At 35.1% G+C, this 14,678-nt stretch carries 12 protein-coding genes; all 12 read right to left on the bottom strand.

Annotated features, from left to right (window positions below; translation table 11 throughout):
* Positions 1-455 precede the first annotated feature (455 nt).
* The 12 genes from D3H64_RS02755 to D3H64_RS02700 are packed head-to-tail and all read right to left on the bottom strand — an operon-like array spanning position 456 to position 14,442.
* Positions 456-1,814 carry an oligosaccharide flippase family protein gene (locus tag D3H64_RS02755; protein WP_121564583.1) on the bottom strand — a complete coding sequence of 453 codons (1,359 nt, stop codon included), beginning with the start codon at positions 1,812-1,814 and terminating at the stop codon, positions 456-458.
* A gap of 4 nt (positions 1,815-1,818) precedes the next feature.
* A complete protein-coding gene (locus D3H64_RS02750) occupies positions 1,819-3,060 on the bottom strand; it encodes a glycosyltransferase family 4 protein (protein ID WP_121564581.1) in 1,242 nt (413 codons plus the stop codon).
* A gap of 4 nt (positions 3,061-3,064) precedes the next feature.
* The gene (gene wzy / locus D3H64_RS02745; protein ID WP_121564579.1) at positions 3,065-4,438 is read right to left on the bottom strand and encodes an O-antigen polysaccharide polymerase Wzy; all 1,374 of its coding nucleotides are present in this window, start codon (positions 4,436-4,438) and stop codon (positions 3,065-3,067) included.
* 16 nt (positions 4,439-4,454) lie between these two features.
* On the bottom strand, positions 4,455-5,663 hold the full coding sequence (locus tag D3H64_RS02740) for a glycosyltransferase (protein ID WP_121564577.1): 1,209 nt from the start codon (positions 5,661-5,663) through the stop codon (positions 4,455-4,457).
* 10 nt (positions 5,664-5,673) lie between these two features.
* Entirely contained in the window at positions 5,674-6,657 is a 984-nt protein-coding gene (locus tag D3H64_RS02735; RefSeq protein ID WP_121564576.1) for a glycosyltransferase, read from the bottom strand.
* The gene (wecB, locus tag D3H64_RS02730) at positions 6,657-7,781 is read right to left on the bottom strand and encodes a non-hydrolyzing UDP-N-acetylglucosamine 2-epimerase (RefSeq protein WP_121564574.1); all 1,125 of its coding nucleotides are present in this window, start codon (positions 7,779-7,781) and stop codon (positions 6,657-6,659) included. Before wecB ends, D3H64_RS02735 begins: the two co-directional genes overlap by 1 nt.
* Entirely contained in the window at positions 7,781-8,896 is a 1,116-nt protein-coding gene (locus D3H64_RS02725; RefSeq protein ID WP_121564571.1) for an NAD-dependent epimerase/dehydratase family protein, read from the bottom strand. The genes wecB and D3H64_RS02725 overlap by 1 nt, the downstream gene beginning before the upstream one ends.
* Positions 8,896-9,945: a polysaccharide biosynthesis protein gene (locus tag D3H64_RS02720; RefSeq protein ID WP_121564569.1), complete on the bottom strand. Its 1,050-nt coding sequence runs from the start codon at positions 9,943-9,945 to the stop codon at positions 8,896-8,898. Before D3H64_RS02720 ends, D3H64_RS02725 begins: the two co-directional genes overlap by 1 nt.
* Positions 9,945-11,165, bottom strand: a complete 1,221-nt coding sequence (locus tag D3H64_RS02715; RefSeq protein ID WP_121564567.1) for a glycosyltransferase family 4 protein — start codon at positions 11,163-11,165, stop codon at positions 9,945-9,947. Before D3H64_RS02715 ends, D3H64_RS02720 begins: the two co-directional genes overlap by 1 nt.
* Positions 11,158-12,009, bottom strand: a complete 852-nt coding sequence (locus D3H64_RS02710; protein WP_121564565.1) for an NAD-dependent epimerase/dehydratase family protein — start codon at positions 12,007-12,009, stop codon at positions 11,158-11,160. Before D3H64_RS02710 ends, D3H64_RS02715 begins: the two co-directional genes overlap by 8 nt.
* 2 nt (positions 12,010-12,011) lie before the next feature.
* Positions 12,012-12,635 carry a sugar transferase gene (locus D3H64_RS02705; RefSeq protein WP_121564563.1) on the bottom strand — a complete coding sequence of 208 codons (624 nt, stop codon included), beginning with the start codon at positions 12,633-12,635 and terminating at the stop codon, positions 12,012-12,014.
* 16 nt (positions 12,636-12,651) lie between these two features.
* Positions 12,652-14,442 (bottom strand): polysaccharide biosynthesis protein, encoded by a 1,791-nt coding sequence (locus D3H64_RS02700; protein ID WP_370448443.1) that lies wholly within the window; start codon positions 14,440-14,442, stop codon positions 12,652-12,654.
* Positions 14,443-14,678: the final 236 nt, after the last annotated feature.

Below are 14,678 nucleotides of genomic sequence, written 5' to 3'. Positions count from 1 at the left end.
TGTTGGTCAAGCGGCTGGATTTTTAATTGCCACTTGGCTGATTTTTAGTTTACCAAATACAGTTAAGGCTTTTAATTGTGAGCGAATTGCCGCTTAACACGTAATGACTTGGAGCCCTGCTCCGGTAACAATTAAAAGAGGTGGCTCAGTTCCTGTGGAACAGTGGCTCAAATCTCGTGGAACAGTGGCTCACAATCGCTTGTAATAATCACTCATCTTCATGTAGGCGAATCATTTCGATATAGTTTGGCAAATATGCCACCTGCTAAATATATTGTGAATACTTCTCACGCCTTATTTATACCATTTAGATAATAAAAAAGAACCACATGAAGTGGTTCAGCACGGCCGATTTAGGTGGTATTATTAATTGCGACGTATCCAACCGGTTTCGATGGCTCAAATTGGGGCAACGAGGCGAATCTCTAAATAATCATATTCATCAAATTAAAAAATTATAGAAATGATAAAAAAGATTTTATATTTTTCCAATTAAATCTAATTAAAACTATACAATAAACGAGATAGCAAAAAAAACCTAAGATTAAATCATCTAAAAATGTAGATATATAAAAGGAAATTAAAAAAGTTAGAGTACCAAAGAGCTCATTCTTCGTTATTTCTAAGAATTTAAATCTGTATACTGAAAGAAAAAAATACCATCCAAAATAGACTACAGTAGTAGAATAAGCAGTCAAAATTAAAGACTTAGTAAAATAATTAATAGAAAAGACTATTGCACTTGCTATAAGAGCAATAATAATTGAATCTTTGAAATACTGTTTTTGCATTTTTTTTGCTTTATATAAATTATTCGTCAAAATATTTATAGTAATAAGCACGGGCAACGAAATTAAGATAGCTTTTAATATTGGCAAAGTCGAAGAATACTTATCTATAAAGGTTATTACAATCCAAGCTAATGGAAAGTAACCTAAGCAACATAGAGCCCCAATAATAAAGCACATGTTCTTAGCCCGAATTAAAAAATTCGGAGAGCCTTTATTAATGACAACATTATAAAATACTAGTCCAATAGAGTTAATAATCAATAGAAAAATATTCAGCAAAGAATTTTGAAAATTATATCTAGCAAAGTTCTCAATTGACATAAATAGATTTACTGACCAGTTTCCAACTGAACCTATAAAACTACTAGCCATATTACCAATTAAAATAAAGAATCCAATATGGAACAAAGAGCTAATACGACTACGATTATTTTTTTTAATAGAGCGAGTTCCTAGTTTCTTAAAAAAAATAAATTCGAAGGCCGCGAACTGCAGAATATAACTAATTATTAATGCTAAGATATATCTATAATAACTTCCATTACCGGGTAGAATGAGGCAGATAACTAGTAATCCAAAGTAGGTGACCGTTCGAAATATGCTGACAACCGAGAAAAGATTAAACTCACCTAAAGCTTGTAAAAGATTTTGATGATATCCAATTACCAAGTAAAAGAAAGATATTATGAAAATGGAGCTTAAAAAAATATTGCTAAATTTTAGGGAGACCAAAGCTAATACTAATGCTATTAACAGATGATAAATAACTATAAATTCATGTTCACTAATCACCTTTGTTTTATCAATACTATCTATATTTTGGCCTCCGTATTTAATATAAACCCCATCATTAAATCCTAAATTTAGGATAAACAGGAAAGTCAAATATAAATTAAATTGCCTAAAATATCCATACTCTGAAACAGATAAAATAGTTGGTAGTATAAAACCTACTATTAAACTGCTTCCAAAGTTTAAGAAATTTGAAATTGCCACTTTAATAATATTTTTTAATGTTTTCATTTTTTCACATACCCATTAAATTCTCATAAATATCGATTAATGTTCTGGTATTTTTCTCTCTATTATAAAAGTTTTGACTTAATAATAATCCCGACTTGCTAAATGATAAAGAAAGATCACTATCAGTCATCATAATTTTTAAATAGTGAGAAAGCATTACATAGTCTTTATAATCATACAAAAATCCATTTTCTCCATGCTTAATATATTTAGAAGTCCCACCTACATAAGAAGCAACAATAGGTACACCCGTTAACATTGCTTCGCCTAAAGAATTAGGACTATTTTCAATAGCAGATGTTTGAACAAAAACTCTCGATTTTATTAACTTCTCATGCATCTCTTCTGCAGATAATAATCCTAAATAGACAACATTATTTTCTAAATTGTTATGCTTTATTAACTTTCGAACAAAGTTTCCATATCCAGACATCATAATTCTATCCTTTAATGTATCGTCTTTAATAACATTGTGTCCCGCTATTTGAACTTTAATATTTGGAAAATTTTCCTTTAAAATAGGAAGTGCCTTTAATAAAAAATGTATTCCCTTATATGAAACGGCACCCTGACTACAGAAAATTGAATTTGAGATCGTTTGATTAATGTCCCACTTATTATTAGAATAAAAAATATTCCTTAAATTTTCATTGCATTCTCTATATTTATTTTCTAGTCCAATAGATTCAACAAAGGCATAGTCCCATTCTGTTCTACCAATTATGATATCCGAATGCATTAACTTATATAATTCAGATGAAATTTGCTTCTTAAATAATTTTTTTCGATGAAAAATAGTTGATCGCCTTATAATATCCTTAAAAGTGATATTATTTAAAATTTCTTTAAATGTTAAACCACCATAATAATACTTTTCATATTCAGTGATAATACCTTGAATAGATGTAACTATTTTTGAATTACAAGAAATTTCAAAAATTGGATCAGCAAAAGATAATTCTGTACCATTGATATGAATTATCTCTGGGCTATAAGATCCTAAATATTGTTTCCAATAATCCTTATTATTTTTTTCTGGAATTAGAACATAACTAAATTCTTCATCATTAAATGTCATTATATTTTTACCGTGAGCCAAGGGACATACAATATGGATATCGAAATCGGTCAATCTTTTAATTTCTTTAGCCATAGACATTAACCAGCCGCCCATTGGCGAAGCTTTAATATTTAATTCATTAGCTGGATACTCCGGAATAATGTTAAAAAGCATTGAAATTTTCATCTTACTACCTCTTCATACTTGAAAGTGTTTGTCCAATTAATAAAATTATAAATAGCGAACTTATATTTGTAACTGATATAAATTGATTCATAAAGTTTAAAAGAGACTCTCTTGGCATAAAATATATAGATCTTAGCGAAATAAGAGTAAAGTATAATATAATCCAATTTTTAAAAACTTCTAAATTACGTATCTTTAAAGAGTATCCAATAATTACATTCACTAGTATAACAATAAGCCAACCACCATCTAAAAATAGTTCTAATAAGTAGGTTGTACCAAAACTTCCTCCTAAATAAAAGTAAACTGGATCCCTTAAATAAGTGTAGACACTACCAAGATTATGAGAAAATACATCGTTATAAATTGATGGTAGAAAAAATTTTAAAGGTGTTCTTATAGCCTCTACACCATTTAAAACGGCTTGGATTGAAAATAAATTGCTCATCCGTTTTAAACTGTCTTGCTTAACTATACCATCTGCCAATAATTCGAAAGTAGATGACTGCTGTTTTAAAAATTGAAAAAAAGATATATTTGAATTATCAGTATGACCAATTCTTAAATTACTAATTAGCATTAAAATATTTGAAGATAATATAATTATAAAAACTATAGTAAAAATCAATCTAAAACTTATTTTTAAATGATATCCTTTTATAGCATTTCTTATAACATAGTATGAAAATAAAACCAAAGAATGCAATACAATTTGTGACCGTTCTCCAGTTATCAATGTCAAAGAAACAACTGGCAAAAATAAAATCAAAGAATTAATGAATTCTTTTTTTGTTGGGAAGCAAGAAAGAAATAAATAATAAAATGAAATTGTAAATTGGCTAATTCTAAAGATAACATCTATTTTTCCAGTCTTATAAATTTCAGCGTAACCATAGTTTAGCATTACTTGCCTCACTTGAAACTGATTATAAATAAAAAACGGGAGTGTTAGTAAAAATAATACTAAAGCAGATTTCCTGTAGTAAACTAAATTTTTACTGTAGAAATTTGGAGAGCTGTTTTTAGTTGTATTAAACATTTGATTAAAAAATACACCGAGTTTAATTCCACTAATTGCAAGTAATATAACGCCCATGGCGTTACTAAATCCAATATTTAAAATGATATCTTCACTGTCAATAATACTTATATAAGGATTGATCAAGAAAAAAATACTAAACGAAAATAAAAATAAAATCAAGAAAATATTTTCTGATAAATTTTTAAACAAAAATATAAAAAAAACAGACATAGATAAAGTAGTATATAATACCAAAAAAGTAAATATTTTTTCTTGAAAAAAATTGAATGCGATAATAGCAAATAAAAAGTCTAAAATTATAAAGAAAAGACAGAAAATTGATTTTCTCAAATTCATTTTTTGCTCCTTCTATTTAGTAAATTAAATTATTTAAAAAAGCTAAGATACGATTTCCTTGAGAATCTATGCCAAATGTCTTTTGAACAAAAGATCGATTAGATGATCCAATATTATGTAATTCTTCCGTAGAAATTTTAGCGTTATAATCAATCCAATTCTCTAAGCTCATTTCATTAGTTATATAACTGAAACAATTATCAAATGTATCCTTAAATGGCGGGAGCTTATAGCAAATAACTGACTTTCCTTTATTTAAGTACTCTAAATTTTTTGAAGGAAAAGAGTATCTCGTATATATACCCCTATTAGGTCTGGGGTTAACACAAACATCAGCCATTAATTCCAAGTCATTAGCTTGTTTTTTGGAAACTAGCCCAAAGTACCTTATATTTGGATTATTTACAGCAGTGTACTTAATATAATCACTAAGTTCTCCACTACCGCAAATCCAAAGTTCATTTGTATTTGAATTATCATGGATAAAATAATCAACTAACTTATCAACATTATATTGCTTACTAAGCAGACCGGAATATAAAAAAATGAGTTTATTTTTTATATTCCCAATTTCTTTTTGTTGTAGTTGGTCATTAACAATGCCATGAATCGTTATATATGGCTTTACTGAAACATTAACTTGCTCCTTCATAAGATCGCTAACAAAAATATATGCGTCTGCAAAGTTGACAAGATCAAGACATTTATTTTCTCTTGACTTTAAAAATAAGTTAATCAACTTAGAGTTACCAGTATCATTTCTTAGTTTGCCGATTAAATCAGGTATAAATATAACAATCGGAATATTTGGATTGCACTCCTTTATAAAAGGAATTAAATTTAAGTATGGCATATAGAGATCGTAAATCATTATAACAGAGTCTTTGGAATTTTTTCTAATCCAATTTTTTACTATCTTCTTGGCAACTTTTTCTCTGATAAAATGCTTTATCAAATAAGTATTAACAGTTAATAATTGATTAACAGGGATCTTATCAAACAAAAGATATTTCTTTTTATTATAAAGAAACGATCTGCTTAAATTAGGAAAGTTCCCAACTGGTAGCGAAGAAATCACCTCGGTATTAACGTCATAAAGATTTAAAGCATTCAAAAGATTTACTTGTAGCGTATTTGAAGCAATTCCAATGCCTCCAGGATTTTCTTCTATAAGTTTATTCTCATCTGAATTTTTATAAATAGAACCAAGAAAAAGTAAATTCAAAGTAACACCTCTATTTTATAATTTCTTTCATTTTGGAGGCAAGATCTTGACTAGAATTATAATCAAAAAATTTCTTTTCTGCATAATCTTCTAAAATTTCTCTTGAAAACTCTGTATCACTCGCTAAAATTGGTGATTTTTTCAATTTAGCTTCGAGTAATGGTAATCCATAAGTTTCTACATATGAAGGAAATAATAAGCATGAACTCTCATAAAAGGCTTCCATTTCAGCTTTGTCTAGATACCCAATAAAAAAAACTGGCAAGTCTTTTTCTTCAACAATTTCCTTTAAGCTATGAGATAACGTATTTTCATTTCCTGATAAGGTAAAATAGATTTCGATCTTACTTCGAGATTTGTTATCTAAAAGATTAATCGCTTCAATAATTAATTTATGATTTTTGTATTTTAAGGGGGAGGCGGGGTAAAAAAACTTAAGTTTACCCTTATCATATTTATATGTGTTATGTGAATGAAATTGAACATTAGGTTGAATAATCTGCACTTTATCAGATTCAATCCCGGTTTGTTTTACTAATTCTCTCTTCATCCACTGAGTCTGTAAGAAAATCTTGTTCGCCCTCTTTGCTGAGCGATTAATGAAAATCTTGATAACATTCTGATAAGTCCATAACTTAAAATCAGACAAAATATTAAACTTAATTGAAGTATATGGTAATGGTTGGTGCACATATAATTCTTGCCTGTTTTTTACAAAAGGAACCAGTGTATTTTGTAGTGAAAAAATCAACTCAGGATTAATTTTTCTAATTAGTCTTGGTAAGACTAAATAATCAAAGAATAATCTATGAAACCAAGATTTCTTAACCCAAGGGAAATTTAAAACTTTTACATTCTCAGTTTTTGGCAAACTATATCTTCCTAGAATAATTATCCATTGTTCATTAGTCTCAACTATCTTATCATAATACTCATTTAATATTGTAGCTGCTCCACCGCTATCAGCAGGCACATCTAATAATACTTTAACCATTATTCACTCCACACAACCCGATTCACATAATCCGTATAACTTACAATAATCCTCAACACCTTATCCGAGACGTTCGGCATTGAGTAATCAGTCACTTCTCTTAAAGTGTCTTCTTTTTGATCTTCTAAGATCTCCAATCCTTGAAGAATTCGCTCTTTATTAAGTCCTACCATCATAACGGCTGCTTCTTCCATCGCCTCTGGTCTTTCATGAGCTTCTCTTAAGTTCAAAGCTTTAAAGCCCATAATTGAAGCTTCTTCAGAGATAGTTCCAGAATCACTTAAGACGGCCTTAGAATTCAACTGCAGGTTATTATAGTCTGTAAAGCCCATTGGTTTCATCAATTGAATTAAAGGATTGAACTTCACGCCCTTTGCTTCAATCATTTTACGCGTTCTTGGATGGGTCGATACGATCAATGGCAATTGATATCTTTCAGCGACTGCGTTGAGTGATTCTACTAAGCCAAAGAAGTTCTTTTCCGATGAGATATTTTCATCCCGGTGAGCAGAAACGACGAAGTATTGACCCTTTTCTAAGCCTAATTTCTGATAGCTGTCTGCAGCTTTAATCGTTTCTAGCTTTTTATGCAAGACTTCATACATAGGGCTCCCAGTTTTAATAATGCGGTCTGCTTTTAACCCTTCAGCTAATAGATATTCTCTGGCAATGTCTGAATAAGTGAGATTGATATCTGAGATATGATCCACAATCTTACGGTTGGTTTCTTCCGGCACCCGTTGGTCAAAGCAACGGTTCCCTGCTTCCATATGGAAAATTGGAATATGATGACGCTTAGCTGCGATGGCACAAAGGCAAGAGTTGGTATCGCCTAAAACTAAGAAGGCATCAGGTGCTTCTTCGGCTAAGATGGGATCAATATTAGCCAGAATTTGACCCACAGTAGCCATTGGCGTTTCGCCAGCTGCATTTAAGAAGTAATCTGGCTTTCTCAGACCAAAATCTTCAAAGAAGACTTCGTTTAATTCATAGTCATAGTTTTGTCCAGTATGGACTAAGATATGCTGAATGGCTGGTGATTCTTCAAGTTTTTGAATCACAGCCGATAGTCGAATAATTTCTGGACGGGTTCCAACGACCGTCATCACCTTTAATTGTTTCACTATTCTACCTCCAATGGATACGTATCAGGACGGTTCGGATCATACATTTCATTAACCCACATTACAGTGACCAAGTCCTCAGTGTCACTTAAATTGACAATAGAGTGCGTATACCCAGTAGGAATATCCACCACTTCCATCTTTCTTCCTGAGACCTTATACTCAATAATCTTATCGGAATCAAGTTTTCTAAAACGAATGGCACCTTCCCCTGATACGACAAGGAATTTTTCATTCTTAGTGTGATGCCAATGGTCCCCCTTGGTAATACCGGGCTTAGAGACATTCACTGACACCTGCCCTCCATAAGGCGACTTGACGAATTCAGTAAAAGAACCTCGTTGATCTTCATGCATGATTAAAGGATAAGAAAAGTCCTGCTCATCTAAAAAGCTAAGATAGGTCGCATAGAGCTTATTAGTGAACTCATCAGCAAAATTCGGTAAGATTCGGTTGTTTCTAGATTCCTTAAAGCTATAAAGCAGCTCAGCAATTTGTCCCAGTGTGACAGGATAAGAGACTGGCACCTTACAAAAGTCCCCTTCTTTTGTTGGCTTACCATTCAAAGCCCGCATAAATTCTTCTACCAGATCATCAATGTAGATCAAGTCTAAAGTGACTTTGGGATCATTGACCGTAATCGCCTGATTCCGAGCAATGTTATGGCAGAAAGTTGCTACTACCGTATTGTAGTTCGGCCGTGACCACTTACCAAAGACATTCGACAGGCGGTATACGTAGACTGGCACATGGTGATCGTTACCATATTGAAAGACTAACTCTTCAGCCGCCTTCTTACTCTTACCATAAGGATTGTCTAACTTGGCTTGACTAGAAGAAGTAATGAGAACTGGCACAAGGTTATTTTGTTCCACTAATAAGTCCAAGACTTGTTGAGTGAGATCTCGATTCCCCTCTGTGAACTCTTTTTCTTCTTTTGGTCGATTGACCCCTGCTAGGTGGAAGACAAAATCAGCTTCAGCCGTGTAGGTCTTTAAGTCTTCAAAGCTTGAATCTTCTGTATAAGGAAGAATTTCAATAGCTTCTTCATAATTTAAGCTTGCACAAAGATTCTTACCAATAAAGCCTTGAGCACCTGTGACTAAAACTTTCATTAATGTTCTTCCTTCCATATCTTAATTTCTTCTTGAACTAAAGGAACGGTTAATAATTTTTCTTTAACTTGTTCTACGGTCATCAATTTTGTATTGTTGGAGTTGAATTCTTCCAAGACATTGCGCTCTTCATCGCCTTCTTTGAAGTATTTATCATAGTTCAGATCACGATTATCTGCCGGTACTCGGTAGAAGTTGCCTAAATCAATGGCTTTAGCACATTCTTCATTGGTTAATAAAGTCTCGTACATTTTTTCACCGTGGCGAATACCAATGACCATGTCTTCTGCTTCTGGGTCAAAGAGCTGACGAGTGGCCTCCATTAAGTCACCGATCGTTGAAGCAGGCGCCTTTTGAACCATAATATCACCGGACTCTGCATGCTCAAAAGCATATAAAACAAGGTCAACGGCTTCTGCTAGAGTCATGATAAAGCGGGTCATTTTAGGTTCGGTAACAGTTAATGGCTTACCTTTCTTCATTTGTTCAATAAATAAAGGTACGACTGAACCTCTTGAAGCCAAGACATTCCCATAACGGGTACAACAGATGCTTGTCTTAGAAGGATCGACTGTCCGTGATTTGGCGACAATCACTTTTTCCATTAAGGCTTTAGAGATTCCCATGGCATTGATTGGATAGGCTGCTTTATCCGTTGATAAGCAAATGACTTTCTTAACTCCCGCATCAATCGCAGCAGTTAATAAGTTTTCGGTTCCGATAACATTCGTTTTTACCGCTTCAATTGGGAAAAATTCGCAAGATGGAACCTGCTTCAAAGCTGCCGCATGAAAGATATAATCTACATCACGAACTGCTGGTCGAATGCTATCAATATCCCGAACATCCCCAATATAGAATTTTAATTTATCCGATAATTCAGGAGCGATTCGTTGGTATTTATGACGCATGTTATCCTGCTTTAATTCATCTCGTGAGAAGATACGGATTTCTTTTAAATCAGTATGTAAAAAACCTTCTAAAACGGCATTACCAAAGGAACCCGTTCCACCGGTGATTAATAAAGTTTTATCTTTGAAAATTGACATCATTTACACTCCTTTTGGAATAATTGATCAAGCTGATCCATCAATTTAGTCTTAGAAAAGTTCGCTTCAAAGTAGTTTCTAGCATTCTTTCCCATAGCTTTTAACTGTTCAGGATCCATATTCATGAAGTATTTAATACAAGACAACAAGGCTCGCTCATCGCCTGCAGGACAGGTTAAGCCTGCTTTGGCTTCCTTAATAATTCGCTCAACTTCGCCCTTTGCACTTACTAGGACTGGTTTAGCACAAGCAATATAGGTTTGAAGCTTGGCTGGTATCGTCTTTTCATAGATTGGATTGTCATCAAAACTTAAAAAGGCTACATCAACTTCAGCTAAAATATCAGAAATAACATTAGAAGGTTGACGATCGATAAATTGAAAATACGATTGAACATTCTTTTGTTTAATCTCTTTAACGAGGTCATCTTTAAATCGGCCATCCCCAACGATTAGAAATAGGACTGGTAGGTCTTCTTCTTGTAGTAATTTGGCTACTCGTGGAAGAATTTGTAATCCCTGAGCATTACCTATATTGCCGGTGAATCCAATCACAAATTGATCATGGTGGTGAATCCAATTAAAATCTTCTCTCTTTTTTTCAATAGGATGATAGATTTCTTCACCGTACTGTGGCCAATAGGTGACTTTATCAGGATTGATTTGATAGCTTTTAATTTCATTTACGAAGCTTTTGGAAGAAGCTAGAATCAAATCAGTTTTTTGATAAATATAGTTAACCATTCGGCGAATGGAACGCAAAATTAATGAATTGTTAATTCCTGCCGCCACTTGAATATTTTCTGGCCAAAGATCTAAGACATATAAAATAGAAGGGCAGCCAATTCTTTTGGCAAGCCAAGGACCTAATAAGGCTTGAGTCATCGGACTAACCTCATAGGTAAAGATCAAATCAAATTTTGGTTTTGTTGTCACTATAAAAATAAGACCGGAAATAACAAATGATAGATAATTCAGGACAAGTTGAACCGATGAGGAACCTCTTGGAATGATAGGCAAGCGAATAATTTTGATGCCCTGCCAGTTTTCTTTTTGAAATTTAAAATGATAACCGTTGAAAAACTTTCCTTCAGGATAATTAGGTATCCCTGTTAGAACCGTTACATCATAGCCACGTTCTAATAAGTCGTGAGCCATGTCATTAATTCTAAAGTCTTCCGGATAAAAATACTGACTAATAATGAGAATCCGCTTAACCATATTGACTGTCCTCTTCTATTGAACGGCTAATGGTCTCTTTAAAATTAAGTAGAGTATCATTTGCTAGAGATTCAGCATAATACAAATTCCCAAAAACCTTCTTTATGATTCTTGTGTTAGCCAGTAACCTAATAAGCGGATTGAATAAGCTCGTCAAAATAAGCTTATGGTCGGCTATTTCAGCAATCATTTTGACCAGCTCACTCGTTTTTACATAGTCCGAATTTTGCGGATGGATATAGCCTTCTCTTTCTTGATCGACAATCTCTTGGAGAACAATCATCAAATTATCCACATAAATCATACTGCGCTTATTATCATAATCTGGAAAGATCGGTGTGATCTTAGCTAGCTTAACCAACTTAGGAAAGTTTCCCTTACATCCTGGCCCATAAACCATCGGCGGTCTAACGATAGCGATCTTGAAGTTCTCATCTTGCAAAGGCAAGATGCCTAACTCCCCTTGTAACTTGCTATCGCCATAGAAGTTATCGGGATCTGGCTTTGTGTCTGGCGTGATACACTCGTGTTTGCTTCCGAAAACAATCATACTGGACAGATAGATGAATTGCTTCACGCTATCTGCTTTGGCTTTCTTGGCTGTATCAATGGTTAAGTCCCGGTTAACTTGGTAATACAGGTCTTTTAGCTTAGGATCGGACGAATTATGGGCAATGCCAGCCACATGAAGAACCGCATCAAAGTCAGACCAATCCTGATTTTGCCAATCGGAATCCTTTAATGAGACACACTGTGTTTGGTATTGGTCGGGCCATTGACTCATCCATGCAACAAAGCGGTCACCTAAGTAAGAATCTTTGCCAGTGATTAAAATCTTCTTCATCGTTACTTCACCTTCAATTCTCGCTGAGCCTTCTCAATCGCTCCAGTGCCACCTTCAACTACCCCATCACCTTTTAGAACACTAATGATCGTGCCAAAGAAGCATTTCAGATCCATTTTTAAGCCTAGTTTTTCAATGTATTGGCCATCTAAGCGCGCCTTTACTGGAATGGGTAATTCATCGCGGCCGTTAATTTGCGCCCAGCCGGTTAAGCCAGGTAAGACCTCGTTAGCACCGTATTTGTCCCGTTCATCTGCTAGGTCGTACTGGTTCCACAAGGCAGGTCTTGGTCCGATAATGGCCATCTCGCCTTTAATGATGTTGATCAACTGAGGTAGTTCATCCAGACTGGTTTTTCTTAAGAAGTGACCCGACTTGGTGATAAAGCTGTCAGCCGCATCCAGCATATGGGTGGGCATATCTTTGGGAGTATCGGTGCGCATCGACCGGAATTTATAGATATAAAAGTTGCTGCGATGGATGCCAATTCGCTTCTGCTTGAAAAAGACCGGACCTGGCGAGTCACTTTTGATCCATAGGGCTACTATCAAAAAAAGAGGGCTCAATAATATCAGAGCCGTTAAAGCCAAGATGAAGTCTATCACACGCTTAATCTTTAGATACACTGAAGTCCCCTTCTTTCTATTTCTTTAATACATCTTCATTTGAATCCCGATGCACAAACCCTGTCACTTTCTCCGTCAAGCGTTGGTCTTTCCCCGATAGGTCCAACCCCTCCACGAAGTCTTTGATTTCTTTAAGGCTCTTGTTTTTGACCTTGCCGACAAAGATATTGTCATCGACCTTCTTGTCAGTAATTTCGTCATCCATGATCAGGGTCTCGTAGAGCTTCTCGCCTGGGCGGATGCCGGAGTAGACAATTGGAATTTCGTCTTCACGGTAGCCGGACAGGGTGATCATCTTGCGGGCCAAGTCTTTGATATAAACTTCTTTACCCATATTGAGGATGAAGAGTTCGCCCCCTTCAGCTAAAGCCGAAGCTTGGATAACGAGACGACTAGCTTCTGGGATAGTCATGAAGTAGCGACGCATGTCCGGATGGGTCACGGTAACGGGACCACCCGCAGCGATTTGCTTTTTGAATAGAGGAATGACAGACCCTCTTGACCCCAGAACATTCCCGAATCGGACGGCTGAGAAAGTCGTCTTGCTTTCCTTATCCATGCCAGTCACAATCATTTCGGCGATCCGCTTAGTAGCGCCCATAATATTTGGTGGGTTATTAGCCTTATCGGTCGAGATCATGACAAAGCGTTCCACCCCTGCTTTAGAAGCAGCGTAAGCAACATTATAAGTCCCATACACATTGTTACGAATGGCTTCAGTTGGGTTGTATTCCATCATCGGCACATGCTTATGCGCTGCTGCATGGTAGACGATATCAGGCTTGTAGAGTTCCATGATTTCCACCATGTGCTCTTTATCTTGAATATCCGCAATCACTGGAATGGCTTGGACATGAGAGAGGTTCATTTGTCTAAATTCTTGATCTAATTGATAGATAGAGTTTTCACCATGTCCGACAAAGTAAAGTTTGGCTGGTCCGAACTTCAAGACTTGCCGACAGATTTCAGATCCAATCGATCCCCCGCCACCTGTGACCATAATGACCTTACCACCTAGAGCATTCAAAACAGGTTGGTCATCTAATTTTATTTCTTTTCGCCCTAATAAATCAGCGATGTCGATTTCTTTCATTTGCATTTTATATTCGCCTGAAAGGACACGTTCAGCAGCTGGCATTTGGTTGACCGTCACATTCCGATCAATACCTGAGCGAAGAACAGCTTCCACTTTTTCTGAATCTAAGGATGGTGCTGTTATTGTGATACATTCAATATGGCGTTCCTGTATAATCCTTGGAATTTCATCCAAAGTTCCTAATACGGGAATTCCTCTCAGGTAGGTCGACTGCTTATTGGGGTCATCATCAACTAAGCCGATAATAGAGAAGCGGTCAGGATGTTTAGAAAAGTTCTCAATAAAGATATTAGCGCCTTCCCCTGCTCCCACTAGGAGTAAACGTGGCGCATCAGGATGGTGGCGTTCATCCACATGGTTTTTCCAATCGATATAGGTCTTCCAAGCCATCCGACTTAAGACCATCAAGTAAATGGAAAATACCGTCAGCAAAAAAATATAGCGATTAGAAACAGCCCGTAAAGCCAAATTACCAAGAATAAAAGCACCCACTGAAGCACTTAGGTTGACCAATATTAAATTACGCGCATCCTTAATATTAAAGAAGCGGACGATTCTGGAAAAGTTATGCTGCCAAACGGATAGGCAGAAGTAAGCCCCAAAATAGGCTAAGGCAATAAAAGCATAGGAGAACATACTGGTCTTGACATAAGCTTGAACCAGAACAATAGAACTTAAGGCGCTCAAGCATACAGCTAGCAAATCACTCATTATGATAATGGCTTGCTTGCGTCTTCTGGTTAACTTAATTTTAGATAATAACTTCTTCACAACATATTTCCCTTCATCTATTCCTCTTTGGTTGAGGTTTTTTATTCCCTTACTGTCACAACATACGATCGATTAGCAATTTCAGGAGTACTAAATCATGCTCCCCCATCAGCATCAAAGGGGCAAAGTTTTTCAATTTACCTATCAGCTGCAAAAGACCATAGATTTTCTTATTT

This window comes from Atopobacter sp. AH10, assembly GCF_003664595.1.
In the GTDB taxonomy this organism is placed as follows: domain Bacteria; phylum Bacillota; class Bacilli; order Lactobacillales; family Aerococcaceae; genus Atopobacter.
This window is presented reverse-complemented; position numbering and strand designations above follow the sequence as displayed.